A 23862-nucleotide genomic window follows, 5' to 3' on the forward strand; every position below is an offset into this window, starting at 1 on the left:
TTCATACTAACCACACTTCTCTCCATCACCATTCTCTCTTACATCTCAAAAACTTTCATCCCTTAAATGATTGGTATGGCCTTTCTCCTATCGAAGCTGCTTCTTACAGCATTGATCAGCATAATCAGGTGTAGTATTTGAGGGAGAATATTTGATTTAATGTGCGTGGTAGAATAGTAGGGCGATCCATGAAATTGTACCGCGCCATTTTGCTTGAGCGTTTTATAATAATTTTGACTACTACGGTTGTGTTGAGTAATAATTGCCGTATTGCATGTAGCCTCTAGGGGGTGGAGTTGTGTCTACTGTGTTGATGTTTCCCGGACAGGGTTCACAGTTTGTTGGTATGGGAGAAGAGGTATACGAGAACTTTGCTGTAGCTCGGGAAGTGTTTCACGAAGTTGATGAAACCCTTGGTCGTAATTTGTCTAATATTATCTTCAATGGCCCAGAAGAGGTTCTGACCTTAACTTGTAATGCACAATTGGCACTTATGACTGTTTCCATAGCGGTGGTACGTGCAGTGGAACATGTTGTTGGCATGCCTTTGGATAGGTATGCTAGGTATGTTATAGGACACTCTGTTGGTGAGTACGCGGCGCTGTGTGCTGCAGGTGTTATTGATTTGCCTACTGCAGTTAAGCTTCTTGACGTTCGTAGCAGGGCTATGAGCAGGGCTTCAGAAATGTGTCAAGGGGGCATGTCTGCGCTTATAGGTGGTTGTGTGAAGGATGTTGAGGCTGTTGTGCGGGCTGCTTCCAAATTTGGTGTGTGTGAAATAGCAAATGACAACTGTGATGGGCAAATAGTAGTCAGTGGCACAAATGAAGCCCTTGAAGCGTTGCCAGAGCTTGTTGTGGGGACTGCTATAAGGCGTGTAATAAGGCTGCGTGTGAGCGGTCCGTTCCATTCTTCTCTTATGCATCCTGCATATGAAGATCTCAGGAGTTTTGTAAGTACGTTGGAGCTCAAAGCACCGAAGATTGGTATAGTTTATAATGTTTCTGCCTCAGAGCATGAGGATTGTGATGTAATCAAAGATTTAATGGCACGGCAAGTAGTGAGCAGGGTTAGGTGGCGTGAGAGCATAGAGTATCTTCTGGGGCACGGGTGTTCTGAATTTGTAGAAGCGGGTCCAGGAGAGGTTTTAACTGGTTTGTTACGTCGCATAGATAGGACTGTGCGTTGTGTTAGTGTTTGTGCAGTAGGTGCGATGCGAGAGTTATCGCAATATGCTGAAATTCGTGAGTTTTGCTAGAGTGTCCTTGGGTAGTATGTTCATAACTTTTGAGGGAATAGATGGGTGTGGTAAGACCACGCAGTCTATTTTGCTAGCGAAGTATATGTCTGATCTGTACGGCGAGGACAATGTGGTGCTGACTAGAGAACCCGGAGGCACTTCTTTTAATGAACTGCTGCGTAGCGTGTTTTTGTCAGTTTCAGACTACAAGGTTGATAAGCTCACAGAGTTATTTCTATTTCTAGCAATGCGCAGAGAGAGCTTTGTTAAGGTGGTAGAGGGTGCTCTGAGAGCGAATAAGATAGTAATTAGTGATCGCTGTGTAGACTCTACTGTGGCTTACCAAGGGTACGGTTGTGGTATTGACCTGGAACTAATATACAAGCTTAATTCCCTGGTTATGGGAATAGTTCCAGATATGACGTTCATCATAGACATCGATATAGAAAAGGCCTTATCAAGGGCTACTCGTAATGGCTATGAGAGCAATAGCATGGATTTTTATCACAAGGTGCGGCAGGGCTTTCAACGCATAGCTGAGGAAGAGAAACATAGATGTGTATTGCTCAGTTGTGATGATTACGAGGAGAATGGTATCTGTGATGTTTATTCCGTACACAACAAAATAGTGGAGCTTTTGCAGAGGGTGCCTTATAACAAGATGCATGCCTCTGGTGTGAAGGTTTAGTGTACCCATGTGATGCTTCCAAGGGTTTTTAGAGAGATACGCTGTACTAATACGGTGTTATGAATTACCATGTCCCTACGTTTATTTTTGATGCTGGAGATTGGCTGTGAGAGGAGAAGGTGTAGGTTTAGCCAGTAGGGGTTTTTTTGCGTGGTTTTTGATAGCCATGTTCTATGCCCTGCAATATGTATTTCGGGTGATGCCAAACACTTTTTCTGGTATTATCATGGAAAAATATGGTGTGGGTGCGTTTTCTCTGGGCCAATTTTCGGCTTTTTACTATTTGGGGTATACGGCGGCTCACATACCTCTTGGTATACTGATAGATAGGTATGGTCCTAAGAGGATTGTGCCAGTTTGTATGTTTCTGACTGTTTTGGGTGTGCTACCCCTGATGTTTAGTTCATGGGAGTTAGTGCAATGTGGTAGAATTGTTACGGGATTGGGGTCGGCCGCCGCTGCACTGTCGATCTTTAAGGTTTCCAACATGTATTTTGGCAAAAGGTTTGCCATAATGACGTCCATAGCTATGGTGATAGGTTTTTTGGGTGCTATGTACGGAGGCATGCCCGTACTGTCTTTAACAGAAGAGCACGGATGGAAAACAGTATTACTGTTTCTTATTGGAAGTGGTTGTGCTTTGGCAATGCTTTCAGCTTTTGTGTTTTATGATACTCAAAGTTATCAGGAGAGATCTGGTTTTATGAAGCAGATCAAGCAGGTACTTTGCAATAAAAAACTGCTGGTGATAAGCCTGCTGGGTGGATTCATGATAGGCTCATTGGAGGGCTTTGCCGATGGATGGGCTACTGCGTTTTTGACAGAAGTATGTGGCATCAGCCATCAGTATGCCTCAATTTTACCGTCTACGGTATTTGTTGGGTCATGTCTTGGATCCTTAGCATTTAGTTTTATGTTAAGCAGGTCTGTAGATGGTTTCAAAATCATAATTTACTGTGGAGGCTTTACGGTTCTGGCATTTGGATTAATGTTAATGGGGCATTGCGGTACGGGAATCAGTGCATTTGTATTGCTGATGATTATTGGTATTTCTTCTGCATATCAACTGGTTACAGTATGCCAAGCTATAAGCTATGTAGGGCCTGAGTCTGTTGCCTTAGCAACGGCAGTATCTAACATGATAATTATGGTTTTTGGGTACTTTTTTCACACGGCTATCGCAGCAATTATAAATGCGTACTGGGATGGGGCGATGAGTGACGGTCATGCGATATATGGTAGTGATGTGTTAGTTAAGTCTATGGTCGTAGTACCGTTAGGAGCCCTGATAGGTATGTTAGGTTTATGGATTTTTAAATTAAGGGAAAAGCAGACCGAGTAAGTGGAGTATGTAGTTCTAGGCTTGAGCTTCAAATCTACACATGAGAGCGTGGAGCATGCTGTTACGTGGATAGTGTATGGAAGGGGTGTATTTCACGTTATCATAGAGGGGCTTTTTGCAGGGTGGCATAAACTTATTGTTTTTTATTTAGGTGTCATCGTGGGCTGCAGCCTTGGTATCTGCTTGAGTGTTCGTGGGGCTCTATTAGTTATATGTTGGCTAAAGGGCCACTCTGCGTGATTATGGCTGCCAGTATCCACACTTAGTAGTATGGGTGCTATTCTGCGTGTATCTTAGCTCATGCTATTATCGTAATTATAGTTGTGTACACGGTGCTATGGGGTCTCCATAGTAGTGTGCCTGAGTACGTATTCGCCGTCTATTTCGTGTTGTTTTATGGTGGATTTCTTACTTTGCAGCAGTAGTGACTGTACTAATTTAGATTATCCGAGAAGGTGTTGCTGTTTATTAAGGCAAATACGAGTATATCAAGAATATACGGCGCGCAAGGCCTTTTTCTTTCGTATGGGATACAAAACGTTTAAGATATGGCCATCTACTAGATATAGAACCGAGAACTATGTGCAACAGTCCACAGTAGGACAGGAGCTCTCTTGTAAGAGACACCGTGCGAACAACAGCCATGTAGAAACGGTACCGCTCCTAATTGCGTCAGCATGTAGCAGACAAGTACCACTTCCTACTCGAAGAATTAGCGTTTTTCTCAAAAGTCCAAAAGTCTTCAACGACATTTATTTTAGAGGTACTTCCAGCAATGACGTCTCCTGCAGCGTTGCGCACTACATTTATTTGTTCAGTTAAAAATTTAACCGTGATTGCCGCAACATCACCAATTACCTTAGCAGCTGTTATTTTTTGAGACACTATAGACACAACTACATCTTCGTGAATGTATCCTTCGCTATTTCTGCGTAAGATCTCTTTTTCGAACGACTGATATATGTCATCACTAAGCAAAGATGACAATAACTCAGTATCCCCACGATTCAGCGCCTTCATTATCACTTCGAAAGCTGCGGCAGACCCTGCCATGAAATTTCTCAACGAAAACTCTATGCTTCTAGCACGCATGACCTCAATGCCGGAAGAGACCTCTTCAAAATGCTCTTCTTCGGTTACCGATGTAAGCGGTATATCTTGTTGATCGTTATTAGCATCCAGTACAACCCTATCATCACCGGACTTTTCAGGAGTAGCACAAGCGCCCTGGAAATTTATACTTGACGCCCTACCTAAGGAGCTATAGAGACGGAAAAAAATGAAGGCCGCGACGAATGCGTATATTGCCAGTTCAACCATACCTATCCACAATTTTTCACAAAGGCTATGTACAAGAATACATAACCATATTATAGTTTGGTCAGCGTTAATCAACAATTAATTGCGGTATTTCCGTCAGAGGAGGTTTTAGTGCAGCCAAAAATTAGAGTAAGAGGGCAGTACATTAAGGATCTATCTTTTGAGAATCCTAATGCTCCTAAGGTGTTTCTCATGATGAGTAAGACACCTCCTGAGATTAATATTTCGGTTAATGTTTCTTCTGCAGCATTACCTGTAAAACCTCCAGAGGGGGAGCAGGCAAGTGTTGCGCTATATGAGGTGGCTTTGCAAATCAATATAGAGTCGGTGGTAGAGAAGCTTCCTGCATTTATTTGTGAAATAAAATACTGTGGTGTGTTTTCCATAGAGGAAGATGAGGAGTTGGAACAGGAGCAGGTCAAGAGGGTGCTTTTAATAAATGCACCTAGTATCTTGTTTCCATTTGTGCGCGAAGTAATTGCGAAGGTTACTGCTTCTGCGGGCTTTCCTCCGCTAATGTTGGAGGTCATAGATTTTTCAGCTATGTATGAGAAGCAGCTCGCTGAGAATGTAGGTGGTGAGAAATAATTAATGTGTTTCGCTTAAGTGGGGAAGTACATTGGTGTTTTTTTGTTGACTTTCATATTTAGGTGGGGGCTATGGGATTCTTGCGGTTGTGCTTGGGGTTTTTCGCGGTTCTTGTGGTTTTTGTTTGTTCAGTGTCTAGTACTATGCTTGAGGCAAAGGGCGGAGGTGCGCTCTCTGGAGGCGAGGCTGTTGAGCTAACGGCGCAGCAGCTTTTGATGAGATTGCCTGAGGACAGGTATCTTGGCAATGAGAATGCTCCAGTTGTGATGGTGGAGTATGCTTCGTTCTCGTGTGCCCACTGTGCTGATTTCATAACCAAGGTATTTCCGCGTATTAAGAAGGAGTATATAGATACAGGGAAGCTGCTGTACATATACAGGGACTTTCCGTTAGACAGGTTATCTCTTTCAGCAGCGATGTTGGGCTCATGCTACAGGGATAATGCTGCATTTTTTTCGTACGTTCGAGCTGTGTTTGGCTCGTACGATACCCTAATAGCTACATATAAAGACCTTGGGTTGCTGGTGAATATCGCGAAGATAAGCAATATATCTGATGAAGATTTCAAGAGATGTACTACGGATGAGGAGCTTATGGACCGTGTTGTGCAGCAGAAGTTTCTTGCAGTTAACACGCTTGATGTGAACTCCACTCCATCGTTCTTTATTAATGGTGGGAGATATTCCGGTGGGCATGACTTTGACAGTATTGCATCGGAGATAGACAGAGTTACAGCACTGCAACTTCATAAGTAAGAGAAAATAGGGATCATGCTTCATTGGGGGGTGCGGTGTGTATTGCCTTATGTTCCTCAGGGAGGGATGAGAGCTTGTGAGTCCAGCGAGGTTGTTTTGGTGCTGCGGTATGGCCTATGGGTGTGTGTGGCTATGTTATGGCTTGACGCATGTATATGTGACGGTTGGTGTGCGACATGGGAGTTTCGTTTGGTAAATGGCGCTTGTTGTTGAGTTCTTCGCGTGCTAAGTGCTGCTTTGCCGTGGTTTACTTAGTGCTTCTACTTGTAAGCGACTTAGGTATTGTGGAGCTTATGGTTTCTAGCATTAGTTATTGTACGTTTGCGAGCAACTTACTGATAAGGGAAGTTTTCTGTGATGATGTGCGCTGCTATTATTCAGGGCGAAGCCACGTTAACTGTTAATTTCAAGAATGTGGCAGTCTTCTATGCTGCACATCAACGACATAGTAAAACAATGGCCTGTACTCGTTGAGACAACATGTTTCACGCAAGCATGGAAGCAACTTCAGCTCGACTTATAGAAGAGTTAAGTTTGCCTATTGCGGCTAGCGTGATATTTGAACTGTTTTGCAGCAAAAAGCTCGCTACGTCTTGAACGTTACGTGCATCTATAGAGAGAATTTTTTCTATAAGTTCTTGCTTTGGTATGTATCTGCCATAGTGAGAGTAGTAATAACCTAGTGCTTCAGACTTCGCTACCGGACTTTCTCGAGACATTAAAATTTCAGCTTCCAATTTACTCTTTGCACGTTGGAGCTCTTCATCTTCTATGGTATCAGGAAGCTTCTTTAACTCCGTAATTACGGTTTGAAGCAGAGTGAATAGCTTTGTGCTGTCAGTCGCTGCATGTACTGAGAAAAGACCACTATCAGAGTAGCTATAATTAAAAGAGCAGATACTGTACACCAAACCTAGCTTCTCGCGCACTTCCTGAAACAACCGTGAAGAAAGCCCACTGCCAAGTATAGTATCCAACACTTGCATTGCGTGGAAACGTTCATCTCTATAAGGCACACCAGGAAACCCTAATATTATGTTTACCTGCTCTAGATGGTTGCGTTCTTCTAGATATTCCCCACCTGTGTACTGCGACACTTGTACTGGGGAGCAGTGCTGCCGATCTTTAAGCTGCTCCAAGCCTTGAGCCATTTCCAAAACCTCATCATGTACTATATCTCCAGCCAAGGAGAGCACCATATTACTTCCGTAATAATGCTTATCCATGTGAGATACTAGGTCTTCCTTAGAAAAGTTTTGCACTGTATGCACAGAGCCCAAAATAGATTTACCGAAGATCTGTCCTTCATAAGCAGCTTCCAGGTACTTATCAAATATTATACTACTAGGAGAATCATTTGTTTGGTAAATCTCTTGCAGCACGACGTCTTTTTCCCTCTCTATTTCCTCTTCGGGAAATGACGACCTGAGCACTATATCAGTGAGAACCTCAAGGGCGAGACGTACATCTTTTTTCATCACTTTTAGGTGATATACAGTATGCTCTTTATCTGTGTAAGCATTAAAGTTTCCGCCGATTGCATCGAAAGTTTTTGCTATGTCTAAGGCGGATCTTGCGGTCGTGCCTTTGAAAGCCATATGCTCAAGGAAGTGTGCAAGCCCGATTTTCTCATGCACTTCATGCCTACTTCCTACCTTGACCCAAAGATTGATTCCTACAGAATTTACTCCGCCAATGTGTTCAGTAATAACAGAAAGATTATTTTTCAGCTTTGTAACTACAGGCAGTGTAACCATGGCGATATACAGACAGATTGTAAGCATCTTCATGGTATCGCATTATGCTATGCCATAAAAGTAGAAATTAATTTCATTAGCCGATTTGAGCAGTTATCTTGTGGGTTTATAGGGAGTGTTGCGTCAAACACGGGGTAACCATGCAAACAATTTTATTAACTCGCCGAGCGCGAATAATGAACATTTGGCTATCCATTGCTATGGTTTGTTCTGGTAATTATTGTATAATGCACTATTGTTGAGTTGACTACTGATAGTGCTGCATGGGGGTTATCCGGGATGCCTATGGAGTATTACGTTACTGCGATATCAGGAAATGGGGTGGGTGTTCACAGAGGCCCTATACGACGCTTGGTGTAAGGTGAGGGTAATGGCAGTCGTGCGGAATGTAGAGTAGAGGTATCCGCATTTCAATTGACTGAAATCCCGCAGAGATGCTAAACTTTCGGACAGGTCGTGGTCCTGTAGTGGAAAAGCCCACGCATTATTAGGCATACGAGTTAGTTAAGGGGGGATTGCGTTTTTGCTTAAGGGAATTAGAAAAGTTCATATTTCGGGTTGTGATGTGTGGCCCATAGTGGAAGGTGGCAAGGGGATTAGTGTCAGTGATGGAAGGAGCTCTGGGGCGTTTGCAGCTGCAGGGGCTGTTGGGACGTTTTCTGGGGCGAATCCTGGGTTGATAGATGAAAACGGCGAATATGTTCCCTTGATATTTCAGGGGAAGACCAGACAGGAACGCAATAGGGAGCTGATAGACTACAGCATAAAGGCTGCTGTAAGTCAGGCACGAATAGCTCATGATATATCCAAGGGCCGTGGCAGAATACATATGAACGTCCTGTGGGAAATGGGTAACGTTGAGGAGGTATTGCACGGGGTGCTAGGCGCCACTCAGGGCATGATACACGGTATAACTTGTGGGGCTGGGATGCCTTATAGGCTGGCTGAGGTAGCACAGCAATATGGTGTATACTACTATCCGATAGTGTCATCTGCGCGGGCTTTTAGGATTTTATGGAATCGCTCTTACCGTAAATTTCCGCGAGATTTATTAGGTGGAGTTGTATACGAAGATCCTTGGTTAGCGGGAGGACATAATGGGCTTAGCAATAGTGAGGATCCTAAGGTGCCGCAGTCGCCGTTTGAGAGGGTGGCTGAGATCAGGGAGTTTATGAACGAATTTGGCATGTCCGACATTGCTGTAATAATGGCTGGTGGGGTATGGCATTTGAAGGAGTGGGAATCCTGGCTTGATAATGATCGCATAGGTCTAGTAGCGTTCCAGTTTGGAACGCGTCCTTTGGTCACGGTGGAGAGTCCTATATCTGCATCATGGAAGAAGAAGCTGCTATCTCTGAAGATGGGTGATGTGTTTTTAAATAGGTTCAGCCCAACAGGGTTCTATTCTTCCGCAGTGAAAAATGAGTTCATATGTGAGTTGCAGCAGAGAAGTGAGCGTCAGGTGCCCTTCAGTGAGGAGTGTGTAGGTGACTTCGAGGCAGAAGTTACGTTTGGGGCACGAGGTCGTAAGGTATACGTAAAGGCTGCCGACAAGGAGCGAGTAGATGCATGGATGGCATCTGGGTATAGCACGCTAATGAAGACGCCAGATGGTACCGCGATTTTTGTTACAGAAGAAAAAGCGCGTGAGATTCGTGCAGACCAGATAGCCTGCATGGGATGTTTGAGTCATTGTAAGTTTAGTAACTGGAAGGATCACGATGACTATAACACCGGGCAGAAGCCTGATCCTAGAAGTTTCTGTATTCAAAAGACTTTGCAAAACATTGCTTATGGTGGGGATTGTGAAAGAGAGCTGATGTTTTCTGGTCATAACGCCTACAGGTTTGGCAGCGATGAGTTTTATAGTAATGGTAATATTCCTACGGTTGAAGAGTTAGTACATAGAATTTTGACCGGATACTAGTACGGGAAAAATACTTAGAATTTCTTCTATAGTTGCATATTCCACGCTATATGCTTCGTGTTAGACTCACCTGAGTTGTGTAGTTAATCAATTGAGTTGCAGTGCAGTGGAGGCTTTTATCGTTTCACTATCCAGTTTGTGGGTGTTAAAGTATTTACGGTGTGTAGAGTAGCGCTCTACGGTAGCTTGTTTGGTTAGTGCGTGGATTCTGGCTTGAGCGCGGAAGTGTATACACTGTTTTTACCGGATAGTAGCGCTATGTATGATGACTGTTTGTGGCCGTGTGTTGGAGCAAATTGCTATATGTTCCATGGGTAGAGACAGGTGTTTTTCATAGTTTTGGTTTCAATGAGCGCTACTTTTTAGTTTAGTGTCAAAAGAATAATGCTCTATTGATCCATATGCAGATAATGATGTTATAGGCGTTTGTATGGGTTATGTATATGCGATTGTTTGGCGGTAATAGCTTGTGAAAGTCAAGACATAAGAGTTACGGAGTATTGCTCTATGATGCCCAGCTTTTTTAGGACAACTTTCTATCTCTTTCTCACTAAAATAGTTGGTGACAAAGTGAGATTCCAGAGTTAACAGAGGGCATTTTCTTTCCTATGCTCCAACCTACATTACTGACAGGAAAAAGCATTTCTTTTATGTGGTATGACTCAGTAGTACATGACCCACCGAACCGGTTATACGCGTTCTATATCTTGATCTTGGGGTTTTGTGTTTTATATTGTGTGATCTAGTAAAATATCGTGTGCGGGCGTCAGTGAAGTGCTGAAATGATGCTTTTGCAGAAGACAAAATGTATACGTTACGAAATTACATGCTGCTGTAGAAGGATTGGGGTTGCTGTTGGTTTGTCTCTCCGGATAGGAGTCTTCCCTTCCTGTAGGGGAAATCCATCAATGACATTACCGGGAATGCTATGGAAGAGGAGAGGTGCTTATTCTACTGAAACAAGAGCTAGAGAACAGCTATACATATTGTGTGCTTACAATGAGAGCTGTTAACTGGAGCCAGTCCATGAAAATTTCTAGTTGCATAAAGGGTCGTCCAAGAGAGCACGTATAGCATGTTGCATAACATGGAGGATTACGTGTAGCACACTTATGAGCTGGAAAAAGCATTGCTTTTTAAGTATATGACTTAGTAGTATACGCATAGGTTAGACATGTCTTATACTTTGGGGTGTATACGTTTGTGTATGGTCGGAAAATATCTTGTGTGGGTGACAGTGAAGATAGATCATCTGTGCGGTGTGATGGGCATAGGTATGGGGAAGCTACTGAGTGAGAAACGCAATGAGCAAATTGCTAGAAAGCTTGTATACGATGTGTAACGTTCACAGTTTGTGAATCAGGAAGCATGGTTTGCATATCCTGTACGATACGACATTTTTATAATGCTCGTTGACTAAGCAAGAAAGAGTTACATAGAACCAGAAGGTCCAGATATGTTTAGAGGTATATAGACGGTGTATATATATGTACACAAGTGCCTATAGGCCATATGTGCGATAGGCAAGCAGAGCTTCTAAATATCGCGCTATAAGATCTGTTTCGATATTCACAAAATCACCCACTGTATTGTATTGGAATGTGGTATTATTCCAGGTATACGGTATCAAGTTTACACTGAACAGCCCAGGTGTTGTAGAATTTACCGTGAGCGATACTCCATCCAAAGCTATAGAACTTTTTTTTGCGATGTACTTTGATGTGTCACTATCGCAGCATATTTCCATAACGTGTGAACCAGCAACTTGTGTTATGGAATGGATTTCACCTATGCAATCAACGTGCCCTTGAACCATATGTCCATCCAAAGGAGCGCCTGCTCTTAAAGCAGGTTCTAGATTTACCTTGGTACCGAGGGTCCAAAATCGCAAATTTGTGATGTCTAAAGTGGCTTTTGAAATGTTAGTCATAAAGTGCATTGCTCCTTTTTCGATTACGCTTAGACATACTCCGGAGCAGGCTATTGAGCTTCCTACCACAATTTGCGATAAGAACTCCTCACTCTGCACACTGATACGTGCAATAACATCGGTATCCTCCCCGTGTTGCATGTCTTCCACACGTCCAATTAGAGTGACTATGCCGTTGAACATATAAGATTCTCCTTTTACTACAAGCTCGATGATTTATGATGTTTCAATGCACCCACGAGCATTGTGATTGTTACATATTTTCAGCGGTGTGAGTAGATAGATTCATATAATTTCCTTATTAAAGACCTAAATTTCGGAGATGTTCTTCATCTTTCAGTAAATTCATACGAGTAATTGAGTGCTGCCACCATAATCCTGGTTACTGGAAATGTTGAGTGCTACTTTGCGTCTAGTAAGTTTTTAGTACCTACTGCCAGATTATTAATCGCATATGAAACGCGGGGTAATTATAGTTGCTTAATCTACAAGAAGCAGATTACCAGTACACTATAACCTGAGTAGTGGATCGACAAATGTTGTGTTTTACTGGACTAAAATGACAAAAACTCAAACGAATTAGGAATAGTGATGGGGATTTTGATAAGGCACACATCGGGCAGTGATGCATTTGTACAGATAAAGAAATATTCACGGTTCACTGCCTAGAAGGAGGTGTGTACAGTATGTGGATGGCATAGTGTTTTTGCATACTGCTTCTAGGGTCTGTTCTAGTGCATGTGATCTAGTCTGTTTTCGTCTCGCGTGATACGGGTGTATGGGTAAGTAAACTGTTTATTTTTTTTAGGCATGCTATCAGATATCTGGTCACATTGTTAGCATGTACAGCAGATATTAACACATTTACACTGTTTCCCTGCATAGTGAAAATGCCTGCATTGTTTACAAAGTATTTCAGCAGTGACTCTTGAGGTGTAAAACTGCGTCCAAAGAGTAGGGTAAGGTGATTTTTGAAATGAGTGATTTCAGCTATTCCAATACGGGCACAGAGATGTTTTATGTGTAGTATATCCAAGAGATTGACTACCTCACGAGGTGGAGTGCCGAATCTGTCTTTTAGTTCCTCAGAGCAGCGACTTATCTCTTCGGGTGTCTTTAAGCTACTAATTTTTTTGTACACCTGCATTCTAAGTTCGAGTTCTTGTATGTATGACTCGGGAATTCGTACATTTGTGTTTATATCTACTTTTACGTTATGGTAGCTTACAGTAGAGCTTTCGGTAGTCATTTTGTATGTTTCTAAGGCTTCTTCTAACATGCGGTGGTATAGCTCAATGCCAACTTCTTTTATGTTTCCAGATTGTTCTTCTCCTACTAAATTGCCGAAGCCTCTCATGTCCATATCCTGTAGGGATAGTGCAAAACCTGAACCAACACTATTCAAAGATTTCAGTGCTTCCAACCTTTTCATACCAGGGGAATTAGAAGTTGCTTTATTTGAGAGTATCAAATACGCATATCCCTGTGTAGTGCTGCGGCCAACGCGTCCTTTTAATTGGTATAGCTGCGCAAGGCCAAACATATCGGCATTATATATAATGATGGTATTAGCAAATGGGATATCTATTCCGCTCTCTATTATTGATGTTGTTAGGAGGAGAGAGAATTTGCCATCAAAGAAATCGTTCATAATCTTATCCAGCGCGAGAGGTGCCGTGCTTCCGTGGGCGACCGCTATTTTAACTTCTGGAACAAGCTTTTGTAGTCGCGTTAGCACTGGTTCGATATCAGCGATAAGAGGACATGTAAAAAACACCCTACCACCTCGATTGACCTCATTAAGTATGGCGGTTTTTATTGTCTTCTCATCGAAGTGTATTATAGAAATATCTACGGTAGTTCTCCCAATAGGAGGGGTACGGAGTATACTCAGGTCTTTTATATTAGAAAGTGACATATGTAGTGTTCTAGGTATAGGCGTTGCCGAGAGCGATAGTACATGAACGTCATGCTTTAACAGCCGGAGTTTTTCTTTTTGTTTTACGCCAAAGTGTTGTTCTTCATCGATAATCAGCAATCTGAGGTCTAAAAACTGGATGCTATCCGATAATAGGGCACTTGTTCCGATAATGATGTTGATACTCCCTTCTTCAAGCCCTTGCCTGATTTGTTGTTTCTTTTTTGTAGTGACTTTTGAAAGCTGTTGGATATTGACTTTGTAGTTCTTGAACCTCTCTTGAAAGGCGAGAAAATGCTGGCGACATAGTAGAGTTGTAGGTACAAGCACGGCCACTTGGCACGTTATATCTTCGTTGACTACAAGAAAAGCAGCACGTAGTGCAATTTCTGTTTTACCAAATCCAACATCACCGCATATGAGCCTGTCCATGACTTTGCCACTTGCAAGGTCATTTTCAACATCTGCTATGGCTTTCAGCTGGTCTTCTGTTTCGACATAAGGGCATTCTTTGCAAAAGTCTATGTACAATGAGCTGGGTAGAAATCTACTTCCGTCAGCCAATTTACGCATGGCTTCCGCATGCACTAGGGTTTTTGCGATATCATCTATGCGCTTTTTCAGCTTGTTTTGTTTGTCGTGCCATGCAGAGCTGCCCAATCTGTCTAAAACTACATCAGTGTTAACTCCGTACTTTGTTATAAGGTCAGTGTCTTCCACAGGCACAAATAGTTTGTCATCATTACGATACTTAATCTCAACAAAATCATGACAGCTTCCGCAAACGGTTAACGTTCTTAGCGCGTTGAAAATACCTACTCCGTAGTCTTTGTGTACAACTACGTCTCCAATAGTAAGTTCAGAGGCATTATTTGTAACCGTGCGTCTCGCTCTTTTTATAGAGCATTGTCTACCGAGTAAACTATGTTCTGTGATGACTATAAAATCTTCGGTTTCGAAATCGTGTTGAAGAGGGAGTATAGCTATACTATATTTACGGGTTACGTCGGAGAATCTTGATACTCTAGACATATGTATGTCGAAGTGTTTCAACTTCTCAACAAGATACTGCATGGATTCTTCGCTATAGCACGCCAAGATCACATGCTTTTTCACTTCTTGCATACGGCTTGCGGTTACCGAGAAGATACTACAGCCTTTTTCTCTAGCTTGTAATTTGAGGTCAGGTAATACCGCTAATGTGCTCTGCGACAGCGGTACTGTACTGGGGTTCTGTATAATACTTTGTGGGGCCGAATCAAAGCGACAGAGTAATATTTTGTGGAATCTCGCTAGCACTTGCTCATAGTTTTGCAAATCAAGAAACAGCGACACGGAGTGATGCGAGGAATCCTGCGTCCCATTTTTCTTCCAAGTGTTCTCAATTCTCTGTTTTATGTTGGAAAATGTTGCTTCACTTAGAACAAGCTCTGCTTCCTGTATGTAGTCGAAAAGAGTTATTAAAGCATCTGCTTGTAGTAATGGTAGTAGTTGTTCTTCGCCTTCGAATTTTTGCCGATGTACTATTGCTTCATAAAGTGTAGGGTTGCTACTTTTTAGATGAGAACCTTTCTCCGAGAACCTAGCAATGTTTTCGTCATTTTTTATCAATTCAGATGCGGAAAAAATCACTAGATCTGGGATTTGTTCACTGCACGTTATCTGGGTACTTGGATCAAAGAACTTTATTGACTCTATAATATCGTAGTCGAAATATATTCTGACGGGGTTTTCATTTACTGCTTGGAATATGTCTACTATATCTCCACGTACAGCAAAACTACCGACTTCTTGTACTACAGTTGATGACTTCACATACCCATGCTCTATCAAATGTAGAGTAAGGTAGTCCATTGATAAGCTTTTTCCGGCTTTTATGTGTAATGTTGAAGAAGATACAGCATTTTTCGGTAGTACTTTTTGTATTAAAGCGCTGATGGTTGTTAGCAGTATGTAGGGTTTAGGTCCTACTGATAACAAATCCAGTAAGCACTTTACTCTGTGGGTCATTACATAACTGCTGGGGGAAGTGTGCTGATATGTGCATGTGTCCCATGCGGGAAATAATAATACATCATGCGTGCTATCGAAGAATTTTAGAGTTTTTACCAGAAGCTCCAAGGGCTTATCATCCTGTAGCACGCATACAAAAGATTTTTTGGTGTTATTGCGGCATATCTCATTGATCAGCGCATCTTCTAATTCCGGAGCTACACCAGTGACTATTTCCAAGGAACCCATATCCATAAATACTAAATTATACAAGTCATGCAAGCTGACTCGGTGATTATATGACAAAGTAGCTGAGCAAATGGTACTTTAATATGCATGCCCAAGGAATCAACAACGCTTATGTGAATAGCCTCTCTACGCAAGGCTGTAGGTACTAACACGAATGTCATTGTATTATGCGGGGTATTGGAATACAATCAAAAACGGTGGATTTGTGGTACTTATGGATAGCGGGCAGGTTGTCATATACACTGATGGGGCTTGTTCAGGTAATCCTGGCCCTGGCGGCTGGGGTGCGGTCTTTCTTTTTTCGGGTGGTGAGGAGCGTAGGATATCAGGTGGTTGTAGCGATACAACAAACAACAGGATGGAGCTTTCTGCAGTGATAGAAGCTTTGGGTGCTTTAGGTAGGCAATGTGACGTGTGTGTGCGTACGGATAGCGTCTATGTGAAGAATGGTATTACTACATGGATACACAAGTGGAAGTCAAATGGCTGGCAAACTGCGAATAAGTCTGCTGTGAAAAATGTGGATTTGTGGATGCAGCTTGAGGCACTGACGCTGAAGCATAATGTGACGTGGGAATGGGTTAGGGCTCATGCAGGTAACAGATATAATGTGGAGGCTGATGCACTGGCAAGAGCTGAAGTAGAGCGCCAAATTATGAAGCGTTGAGGGGGAACTTTGCCAGCGTTGAGGTGTTGATTAGATTGATGAATTCTATAGCGTGGATTTGCATAAAGTTTTTGTTTATAGGTGCGGTACTGCTGTTTGGGGGGGTATTGTACTATAATGTCAGCACTAAAGACACGTTGGAGTTTCGCTCAAAACTTATAAACCTATATCTAGAGCACAAGTTATCTAAATTCTTCTTCGGGGCCGATGTGAGTATGCGGGACGTAAAGCTTACGTGGCGCCGGGCAGATGAAAATTTTGTTTTGTCAGCACAGGGAGTAACTGTAGTTGACAAGAACTTAGGTGTAAAAGTAGAGGCGCCTGAGGCATCAATTTATTCTAAAATCGGTATTTTATTTCTGTGGGGTGACTGGGGAGACAGTCGTCTTGAGATAGAAAAGGTCAGCGTTGATTTTTTGCATTCTGAGGGTGCACTGCAAACGGAGGGAGTGCCATTCTCTGTAGAGGTGCTGCGTTCGAAGCTTCTAGTCTTTGTTCGATCTAATATTCCAGTAAAAATCGGGAATTTGCTTTTACAAGATGATAATGGGGGCAGGGTATTTGTTGATTCTTTACGCTTTGGCAAGGAAAACGAATACGATGGACGGGTATTCAATCTGGAATTTAGTAGTGACGAGTCTGCAGTGAGGGTGCGTCTATCGGAGCACTATAAGGGGGTGCTTTCTCTTCATGTAGAGTACGATAACTTTAATACAAATCTACTAAGATACTTGGAGTTTCTGGATGCAAGGCTTGCCAGATACAAAAATTTTGTACTCTCTGGTACTGCTGATATTGTGTTGAATGCGCACGATGGTATCGACTATGGGGAAATAAACCTGCAAAACCTTAAGGGTGTGATGCCTTATGGTTCAGGGCAGGAGCTAGTTGTACAGAGCTTTAAAGTGCGCGCTAAGTACAGTGACGGTAAATTGCAGGTTATAAACTTTAACTTGTTGGCGGATGATGACATCGCCTTGAGATTGCGTGCTTCCTTGGATTCTTCCACCGATTACTTGGATGTGAATGTGGTTGGCTATGAGATAAGTGCGAAAAATGTGTGTGCATATTGGCCGGAGCAGGTGTATGCAGATGTGCGTGAATGGTATTGTAATCACGTATTGAGTGGGTACTTTCGTGAACCTCAAGTATTCTACCACGGCCCTTTGAGTGATATTGCAAATTTGTTAAATTATAGGGTCAGTTCTCATTTGAAGGATGCAGTTGTTTTTATAAACGATGACATAGGCGAGGTAAAAGTTGTCGATGGTGGATTGTTGCTTAGTAGGGGTGATCTAATAATAAGGTCGGGTGACTATAGTTACCGTGGTGTTCATGCTTCGGAAGGAAAAGCTGTCATCAAGGGTACTAGCGGTGGTGCTGCCAGATTAGAGGTACAAGGGCATTCTGTAGATGGTGCGAAAAAGTTATACGAAGCTACTGGGGTGCAGTCGCTGCTGAGTATAGGAGGTAGTCGGGAAAGCATATCTGGAGTAGCTACTACGGATTTTAACATAGAAGTGTACAATTTGTTGGGTGATGCTGATGTGTACAGCAAGGTATCGATAGCATCAAGAGTTGAGAATCTTGATGCTGAGGGAATACTAAACAGCTTGCATATCAAGAACGGTAGCATGAATGTTAATTTTAGTGGTGGGGTCCTTAGAGTTGATGGAACTGGCACATTGAATGACCATGATATGGTTTTGTCTGTGACTAAAGATTGGCAAAGTGACAAGGGGCTGTATTGTAAATTTGATGGATACATTTCAGGTGAGAATTTGCAAGGTTTAAGTTCTACGGCAAGGATGCTGGGTGTAAATGGGTATGCCCCGGCGGAGATAGAGTGGATTAGTGGTTCTGGTGCTGAGAATACTACCATCGGAGGTAAGGTAGATATTACTCATTTGTCTTTAGGGGGCGATGAGAAGGGCTATTTTGATATTGGGGATCTGCATAGGGAGCTATCGTTTCTTGTGGAGATGGGTTCTAGTGGAGATATAGATATTGCCTATGTAGATGTTAAAGGCGATGGGGTGGATGTTAGTGTTTCTGGGAAGGTAAAAGATGGCAATATTGACCTTGTGGCTGACAAAATAGAGTTTTTGAAGACGAATGCCTGGGCTCGTATCAAATCTGATGGTAGCAACATAGATGTGAAGTTGCGTGGGGAGTTTTTAGATTTGAGTAAAGCGAATTTGGGTGCATTTTTGAAGGGAGAATCAGCGTCCCGTAATGTTGTTGTCAGTATAGAATCTGACAAGGCGCTGATGAATAATGGTGTACTTATAGAAAAGTTGGATATTGAGCTGGCGGCTGGAGATCTAGGTGGGACAAATGCAAAGGTGAAAGGGTATTTTGCGGGTGATATGATGCCCATTAGTATAGACTACGGTCCCATGGGGTTGGAAGTGGTGACGGGAAACGCAGGCAAATTTTTACGTGCCATAGACGTTCTAAACACAGTGGATGGTGGGCGTTTGTCAATATACATGTATCCGGATACTCATAGCGGTAGGACAAATGGCATGTTTTCGATCACGCGGTTTAATATTGTTGGTGCGCCGATTCTTGCTCAGATATTGACTCTCTCCTCTTTAAAGGGAATAAGCAATACGTTGAGTGGTAGTGGTATACATTTCAGTAAGTTAAATGTTCCTTTTAATTATAAAAACAATGTAATAAGCTTTGGGGAATCTTGGATGGAAGGTGCTGAGCTCGGGATAAGCTTAGACGGCAGCATAGATCTTGTGGATAATGATTTTGATATAAGAGGTCAGATAGTTCCTGCATATGCTGTGAACAAAATGGTGTGGAGTGCTCCGATTATAGGTAAGATACTAACGGGTGGTTACAGTCGCGGTATAGTTGCTATAGACTACAAAGTGAAGGGAACGGCTAAGCAGCATGATATATCGGTAAACTTTCTCTCCATCTTAACGCCGAATTTGCTCAAGAGAGTGTTAAAGGTCTTGGATTACAAGATGAAGCAGGAGAGCGAATCTTCTGCTTCTAATCAGCATGATAAAGTTGCCTAGGTATGTGATTTTATTTGAGTAAGCATGTGGTGCTATAGTTAGGTGACTTTTTGTTTCTTTGTTATTTCTGTGATGTGCATAGAGCTTTGTGTTGTGTATCAATTTACGTTGCGTGGGTTCTGTATCTAGCTAGATTGATTATTTGGTGCATTGTTGTATAATCAACGCTGACTGTGCCCAAGGGGGTGGAACTTACGCTTGAATTATGTCAATCAATTGTAATGTTGTGGAGAAAGTGCGTTATTCTAGGGTTTTGCTGAAGGTATCGGGAGAGGCGCTTGCTGGAGAGAGAGGCTTTGGGTTCGACCAGGATGTCATAGGAAAGTTGTCGTGTGACTTGAAGAAGGTGAGAGAGTCTGGAGTGGAGCTGTGCATTGTGGTTGGTGGCGGCAATATCTTCCGTGGTTCATCTACCTCGTTTGGCTTTGAAAGAGCGAGTAATGATTATGTAGGTATGCTTGCTACTATGATCAATGCTTTAGCGTTGCAGAATTCTCTTGAGGATATGGGGATAGCGAGTAGGGTGCTCTCTGCGATTCCGATGACTGCTGTGTGTGAGACGTATATTAGAAGGCGTGCCATACGTCATCTAGAGAAGGGCAGAGTGGTTATATGTGCTGCAGGTATTGGTAGTCCTTTCTTTACTACGGATACCGCTGCCGTGTTGAGAAGCATAGAGATGCGTTGTGATGCTATATTCAAGGGCACGCAGGTGGATGGTGTATATTCATCAGACCCAAAGAAAGATTGTTCTGCTACAAGATACGACAAAATCTCCTACCATGACTTACTTGCGTCAGATTTAAAGATAATGGATGCTGCCGCAGTGTCGCTCGCCAGGGAGAATTCTATCCCTATAATTGTGTTTGACCTAGGGAAGGAAAATGCTTTTTCGGAAGTGATGCAGGGAAGGGGTACGTTTACTACTATATCTGGATAGGAGGGGAAGTGGCTACTGGAGCAATTAGGCAATATGCTCAAGAGAGGATGGACAAGACTTATGTCATGTTCTTGAATGACATATCGGGTATACGGACAGGAAGGGTGAGTGCGTCGTTGTTGGACGGCATTTCTGTTAGTTACTACGGCAATAAGGTGAAGTTGAACACGGTTTCTAGCATATCGGTAAATGGTCGTACGCTGTTGGTTTCTCTTTGGGATGCTAGTATTCTGGGTGAGGTGAAGTCGGCTATCGAAGCTTCTAACATGGGATTTGGTATGACGTGTGAATCAAGTACCGTTAGGCTTGTCGTTCCTGAGCTTACGAATGATGTGCGGAAGAACTTAGTTAAAATGCTGAACAAACTTGCTGAGGAGAGCAAGGTCTCTATACGTAACATTAGGAGGGATGCAATAGAGAAGCTGAAGTCTCTGCAAGATAACAAAGAAATATCAGAAGATGATATGCACGGTGTTAGTGTGGAAATACAGAAGATTACCGATTCTTTTATCAAGAAAATTACCGACGCTTATGCCAGCAAGGAGAGTGAGATCCTAGGATAGAGGGGCGAAGAGTCTTCTTTATCCTTGGCTTGTATGGGTTGCTTAAGGTGCATTACGTTGCAATATAGCTCTAAAGCACGTGTGGGTTTCTGGTCAGGATCCTTCGAAAAGGTGATATATAGGTTTTTGCGCCGGGGCTGTGTGTTATTGTTTGTTATGTAGGTGATAAGAGGGTGCAGTTGTTGGGAATGGTAAGTGTGCGTTCTGCTTAAGGATAGAAGCGGTGGTGTGGGAGCGAAGCTGTTGCATAGGACAGATACGTAACCAAGATGTAATAACATGGGTGTAACATCCGCTGTAAAAGTATTGAGATGATGACTTGTAAGCAGCTTGTATGGCTGTTTTGTGGAGATTATTTTAATAGTGCGCTGTTCTAGTATGTAGGACGCTATTGGTATGATACGAGAAATGTGCTAGATAGTACTTTGATGAGCGCGTGTGACAAGGTGCGGATAGTAAATTTAATACGGCGGCATAGGCGATGTTCTTTGCTGGAGATAAACTTATTTCGGGGGTGTAGTGAGGGTCAGTGGAGTTCGAGAAATGCCTAGGCGTTGCATTGAAAAGTTAAAGACACGTTTGTCGAGTTGTAAGGTGTGTGCAGTAGATAGGAATTTTCTTATAAGGTTGGTAGCTGCGGTCTTTTGGGGAGGAGCGTTCGTAGTTGGGTTAAGTTGTGGAGGGGTACTATTTTACCTTTTGCTATTTTCTTTAGCGATGGTGTCATCTTTTGAGTGGCATCAGATGACTTGTGGTCATAGGTGGTTTTATATTCCTGCTGTAGCAATGATAGCTTTGCCGTATGCTTCTATGGCGTATATATATACTCTTCCTCATGGGACTTTAATATTGTCGTGGTTAATATTGAGTATTTGGAGCACGGATACTGCGGCATATTTTCTAGGGCGAACCTTAGGCACTCGAAAGATCATTCCGGCTATTAGCCCGGGTAAAACCTGGGTTGGTTTATGGGGTGGTATAGCTTTTAGTGCGGTGAGCACTTTGGTTATGTCTGTTATTTTTGGTATATTTTATGTTCCGCATTCGCTACTAATAGGGGCTGTAATAGCGGTAGTGGCGCAGTGCGGTGATGTCACGGAGTCGGCCGTAAAGCGTATGTGTAAAGTGAAAGATAGTGGGTTTATTGTACCAGGACATGGTGGGGTGATGGATAGAATGGATGGATTCATATTCACTGCGCCGCTTGTGGCATACTATGTGAAGCACTTTTCTAAGTTCTTTATCGGCTAGTGTTTTATTTTGTGATGCACTGGCTAAGTAGGCGATAAATCTAAATCTTTTTTTGCATTGCTGCTCATCGTGCTGTGCAGATGTTTGCTCTATTAAGCAGGTAGGAATGTGACTATATAGAGTGGGTATGTCTTGGTTTTTGCTTAAGGTAAAAGCAAAAACCAGTAGCATATTTTTATATGCGTACGATCAGCTTGTTGATCATGGTTTGAAAGCAGGAGATTGCTGTTTGCGGAGTTGGAGACAAGATTAGGAAAGTACTAGAGCCTTTGGTGATATTGAGCTGTTAGTTTGATAAAGTAATTTTCTAAAGTGTGTATTGCGTCCGATAAATTGTGGCACGTAAGTAAAATATGCGTTTGCTGTGCAATGCACAAAACATCCGAAACTACTGCTGTAAAAGGCAAAGATGCGGTTTGGTAGTATGGTTTTTAGTGTTCCTGTTTATTTTCTTTCTGCAGTATTCCGAAGTTTTTAATTGAACTATATTTGTGAGATGTCATTGAGAGTCTGCTCTAATAGTGCTTGTAGATTGCCTAGAGCAAGTAGTGATGATAATTGTACAGTGTCTTTTGGTGAGTAAGGGTGCATCAAGCCATATCGCAAGGTGAAGTTTTGCAATTTGGAATATAAAGGCCTGGCAGAGGTTATCAAGGGGATATAGTTACTTAGTGCGGCTTTTCTACTTATCTCCGAGAGTGCGATTTATGTCTATCTAGAGCTACATGATAGGGTTTTATTATTAGTTACTTTTTAGCGCTGTAACCAGGTATTAAGTTTATCTAGGATACTCTTATCAAGCTTATCCACGGATTTATTATAAGGTGAATTTGGAGTTTCGTAGATTGATACACTAGAGTTCTACTATTGGATAAATAAAATAAGGAAATAGTGCATTTTGCTTCGGTAACGGGTGAATGTAAGGTAGGTAGTTCATGCTAACGTTGATTCCGAGGCTTTGATAATTTCGGCTACTTTATCTCTAAGATGTGTTGAATTATGGAAGTATCATTGATGAGCTAAAGTGTATCTACTAGCTAAGGAGTTGGCTTTTATTTTGTAGTGTCTCTCGTTTACAAATGAGCTTAATTTACGAGTTGACTAAGTAACTACGCTTCTCCGAATATCTAAAAGCAGTCTCTAGGTATGTTTTGTTTAGTAATCTTAGATCTTAAGATGTAGCATCATGCTTTTATATGACTGGTTCGGCTGATGGGTTTACCTTGAGTGCCATAATAGGTGTTTTACATCTAAAGTGCTTGATACTGTGTATGCCTTGAGTTTTGCTATCTGGTATAAGATTTCATACTTCGGGTTACATTCCCATAGCTAATCATGGATTGATTATTGGATAAATTTGGGATTTTGGAGATTGGTTATATAGGAATCTATTATTGGATTTCTAAGGTAAGAACATAGGGGCGCATTGCTTTGAGAACTAATCGTACGTGCGGTTTTGAACTCATCTAAACCAATGCTAATTACAGTGCTGCAATAGTTTCAGCTATGTATTGCTGCTACATGTAGAATTACAGCAGGTGTTATTAGAAGGAAGATACAGTATATCTATTAGCTAAGGAGTTAGCTTATGATGTAGTGTCTCTCGTTTACAAATGAGTTTAATATGCGAGGAGACTAAGTAACTACGCTCCTCCGAATATCTAAAAGCAGTCTCTAGGTATGTTTTGTTTAGTAAT

General features: G+C 42.3%; 18 protein-coding genes and 1 pseudogene. 15 read left to right on the plus strand and 4 right to left on the minus strand.

The features are described 5' to 3' along the window. From KPX09_RS00555 to KPX09_RS00570, 4 genes and pseudogenes are all read left to right on the plus strand, one after another. Positions 1-128: pseudogene (locus KPX09_RS00555) on the plus strand (phage portal protein); the annotation flags it as partial. 170 nt (positions 129-298) lie between these two features. Continuing rightward, positions 299-1258, plus strand: a complete 960-nt coding sequence (gene fabD / locus KPX09_RS00560) for an ACP S-malonyltransferase (RefSeq protein WP_249548477.1) — start codon at positions 299-301, stop codon at positions 1256-1258. Between the two features lie 16 nt (positions 1259-1274). Next, positions 1275-1928, plus strand: a complete 654-nt coding sequence (tmk, locus tag KPX09_RS00565; RefSeq protein ID WP_249548489.1) for a dTMP kinase — start codon at positions 1275-1277, stop codon at positions 1926-1928. 106 nt (positions 1929-2034) lie between these two features. Then, positions 2035-3270, plus strand: a complete 1236-nt coding sequence (locus KPX09_RS00570) for an MFS transporter (protein ID WP_249548478.1) — start codon at positions 2035-2037, stop codon at positions 3268-3270. 672 nt (positions 3271-3942) lie between these two features. Here KPX09_RS00570 and KPX09_RS00575 read toward each other — a convergent pair. Beyond that, positions 3943-4590, minus strand: coding sequence for a Tim44/TimA family putative adaptor protein (locus KPX09_RS00575; RefSeq protein ID WP_249548479.1), 648 nt, complete (start codon positions 4588-4590; stop codon positions 3943-3945). Between the two features lie 111 nt (positions 4591-4701). On the opposite strand from KPX09_RS00575, the gene secB reads away from it, so the two are divergent. From secB to KPX09_RS00590, 3 genes are all read left to right on the plus strand, one after another. After that, positions 4702-5178: a protein-export chaperone SecB gene (gene secB / locus KPX09_RS00580; RefSeq protein WP_249548490.1), complete on the plus strand. Its 477-nt coding sequence runs from the start codon at positions 4702-4704 to the stop codon at positions 5176-5178. Positions 5179-5249: 71 nt separating this feature from the next. Beyond that, a complete protein-coding gene (locus KPX09_RS00585; RefSeq protein WP_249548480.1) occupies positions 5250-5933 on the plus strand; it encodes a DsbA family protein in 684 nt (227 codons plus the stop codon). Positions 5934-6109: 176 nt separating this feature from the next. Then, a complete protein-coding gene (locus KPX09_RS00590) occupies positions 6110-6337 on the plus strand; it encodes a hypothetical protein (RefSeq protein WP_249548481.1) in 228 nt (75 codons plus the stop codon). Positions 6338-6418: 81 nt separating this feature from the next. Here KPX09_RS00590 and KPX09_RS00595 read toward each other — a convergent pair whose 3' ends face one another. Then, complete coding sequence (locus KPX09_RS00595; protein WP_249548482.1) at positions 6419-7723, minus strand: M16 family metallopeptidase; 1305 nt, start codon at positions 7721-7723, stop codon at positions 6419-6421. Between the two features lie 490 nt (positions 7724-8213). On the opposite strand from KPX09_RS00595, the gene KPX09_RS00600 reads away from it, so the two are divergent. Both KPX09_RS00600 and KPX09_RS00605 read left to right on the plus strand, forming a co-directional pair. After that, positions 8214-9617, plus strand: a complete 1404-nt coding sequence (locus KPX09_RS00600) for an NAD(P)H-dependent flavin oxidoreductase (RefSeq protein ID WP_249548483.1) — start codon at positions 8214-8216, stop codon at positions 9615-9617. Between the two features lie 1174 nt (positions 9618-10791). Then, positions 10792-10959: a hypothetical protein gene (locus KPX09_RS00605; RefSeq protein ID WP_249548484.1), complete on the plus strand. Its 168-nt coding sequence runs from the start codon at positions 10792-10794 to the stop codon at positions 10957-10959. Between the two features lie 159 nt (positions 10960-11118). Here KPX09_RS00605 and KPX09_RS00610 read toward each other — a convergent pair whose 3' ends face one another. Both KPX09_RS00610 and mfd read right to left on the minus strand, forming a co-directional pair. Next, a complete protein-coding gene (locus KPX09_RS00610; RefSeq protein WP_249548485.1) occupies positions 11119-11730 on the minus strand; it encodes a riboflavin synthase in 612 nt (203 codons plus the stop codon). A 562-nt stretch (positions 11731-12292) separates the two neighbouring features. After that, entirely contained in the window at positions 12293-15730 is a 3438-nt protein-coding gene (gene mfd, locus KPX09_RS00615) for a transcription-repair coupling factor (RefSeq protein WP_249548486.1), read from the minus strand. 190 nt (positions 15731-15920) lie between these two features. Here mfd and rnhA point away from each other — a divergent pair, with 190 nt between their 5' ends. The 6 genes from rnhA to KPX09_RS05535 all read left to right on the plus strand — a co-directional run bounded on the left by rnhA (position 15921) and on the right by KPX09_RS05535 (position 22418). Further along, positions 15921-16373, plus strand: coding sequence for a ribonuclease HI (gene rnhA, locus KPX09_RS00620; protein ID WP_249548491.1), 453 nt, complete (start codon positions 15921-15923; stop codon positions 16371-16373). Positions 16374-16411: 38 nt separating this feature from the next. Beyond that, positions 16412-19411, plus strand: coding sequence for an AsmA-like C-terminal domain-containing protein (locus KPX09_RS00625; RefSeq protein WP_249548487.1), 3000 nt, complete (start codon positions 16412-16414; stop codon positions 19409-19411). Between the two features lie 205 nt (positions 19412-19616). Next, the gene (pyrH, locus tag KPX09_RS00630; protein WP_249548488.1) at positions 19617-20351 is read left to right on the plus strand and encodes a UMP kinase; all 735 of its coding nucleotides are present in this window, start codon (positions 19617-19619) and stop codon (positions 20349-20351) included. Between the two features lie 47 nt (positions 20352-20398). Next, entirely contained in the window at positions 20399-20914 is a 516-nt protein-coding gene (gene frr / locus KPX09_RS00635) for a ribosome recycling factor (RefSeq protein WP_249548492.1), read from the plus strand. Between the two features lie 543 nt (positions 20915-21457). Next, complete coding sequence (locus KPX09_RS00640) at positions 21458-22165, plus strand: phosphatidate cytidylyltransferase (protein ID WP_249548493.1); 708 nt, start codon at positions 21458-21460, stop codon at positions 22163-22165. A gap of 127 nt (positions 22166-22292) precedes the next feature. Continuing rightward, positions 22293-22418, plus strand: coding sequence for a hypothetical protein (locus KPX09_RS05535; protein ID WP_275973552.1), 126 nt, complete (start codon positions 22293-22295; stop codon positions 22416-22418). Positions 22419-23862 lie beyond the last annotated feature (1444 nt).

This window comes from Anaplasma phagocytophilum (assembly GCF_023476575.1).
Lineage (GTDB): Bacteria > Pseudomonadota > Alphaproteobacteria > Rickettsiales > Anaplasmataceae > Anaplasma > Anaplasma phagocytophilum_A.

Coding starts and splice junctions, on each gene's coding strand:
- tmk (WP_249548489.1), top strand. CDS start 1,275: ATGTTCATAACTTTTGAGGGAATAGATGGGTGTGGTAAGACCACGCAG.
- KPX09_RS00575 (WP_249548479.1), bottom strand. CDS start 4,590: ATGGTTGAACTGGCAATATACGCATTCGTCGCGGCCTTCATTTTTTTC.
- KPX09_RS00585 (WP_249548480.1), top strand. CDS start 5,250: ATGGGATTCTTGCGGTTGTGCTTGGGGTTTTTCGCGGTTCTTGTGGTT.
- KPX09_RS00590 (WP_249548481.1), top strand. CDS start 6,110: ATGGGAGTTTCGTTTGGTAAATGGCGCTTGTTGTTGAGTTCTTCGCGT.
- KPX09_RS00595 (WP_249548482.1), bottom strand. CDS start 7,723: ATGAAGATGCTTACAATCTGTCTGTATATCGCCATGGTTACACTGCCT.
- KPX09_RS00605 (WP_249548484.1), top strand. CDS start 10,792: ATGTCTTATACTTTGGGGTGTATACGTTTGTGTATGGTCGGAAAATAT.
- KPX09_RS00610 (WP_249548485.1), bottom strand. CDS start 11,730: ATGTTCAACGGCATAGTCACTCTAATTGGACGTGTGGAAGACATGCAA.
- rnhA (WP_249548491.1), top strand. CDS start 15,921: ATGGATAGCGGGCAGGTTGTCATATACACTGATGGGGCTTGTTCAGGT.
- KPX09_RS00625 (WP_249548487.1), top strand. CDS start 16,412: ATGAATTCTATAGCGTGGATTTGCATAAAGTTTTTGTTTATAGGTGCG.
- pyrH (WP_249548488.1), top strand. CDS start 19,617: ATGTCAATCAATTGTAATGTTGTGGAGAAAGTGCGTTATTCTAGGGTT.
- frr (WP_249548492.1), top strand. CDS start 20,399: ATGGACAAGACTTATGTCATGTTCTTGAATGACATATCGGGTATACGG.
- KPX09_RS00640 (WP_249548493.1), top strand. CDS start 21,458: ATGCCTAGGCGTTGCATTGAAAAGTTAAAGACACGTTTGTCGAGTTGT.
- KPX09_RS05535 (WP_275973552.1), top strand. CDS start 22,293: ATGTCTTGGTTTTTGCTTAAGGTAAAAGCAAAAACCAGTAGCATATTT.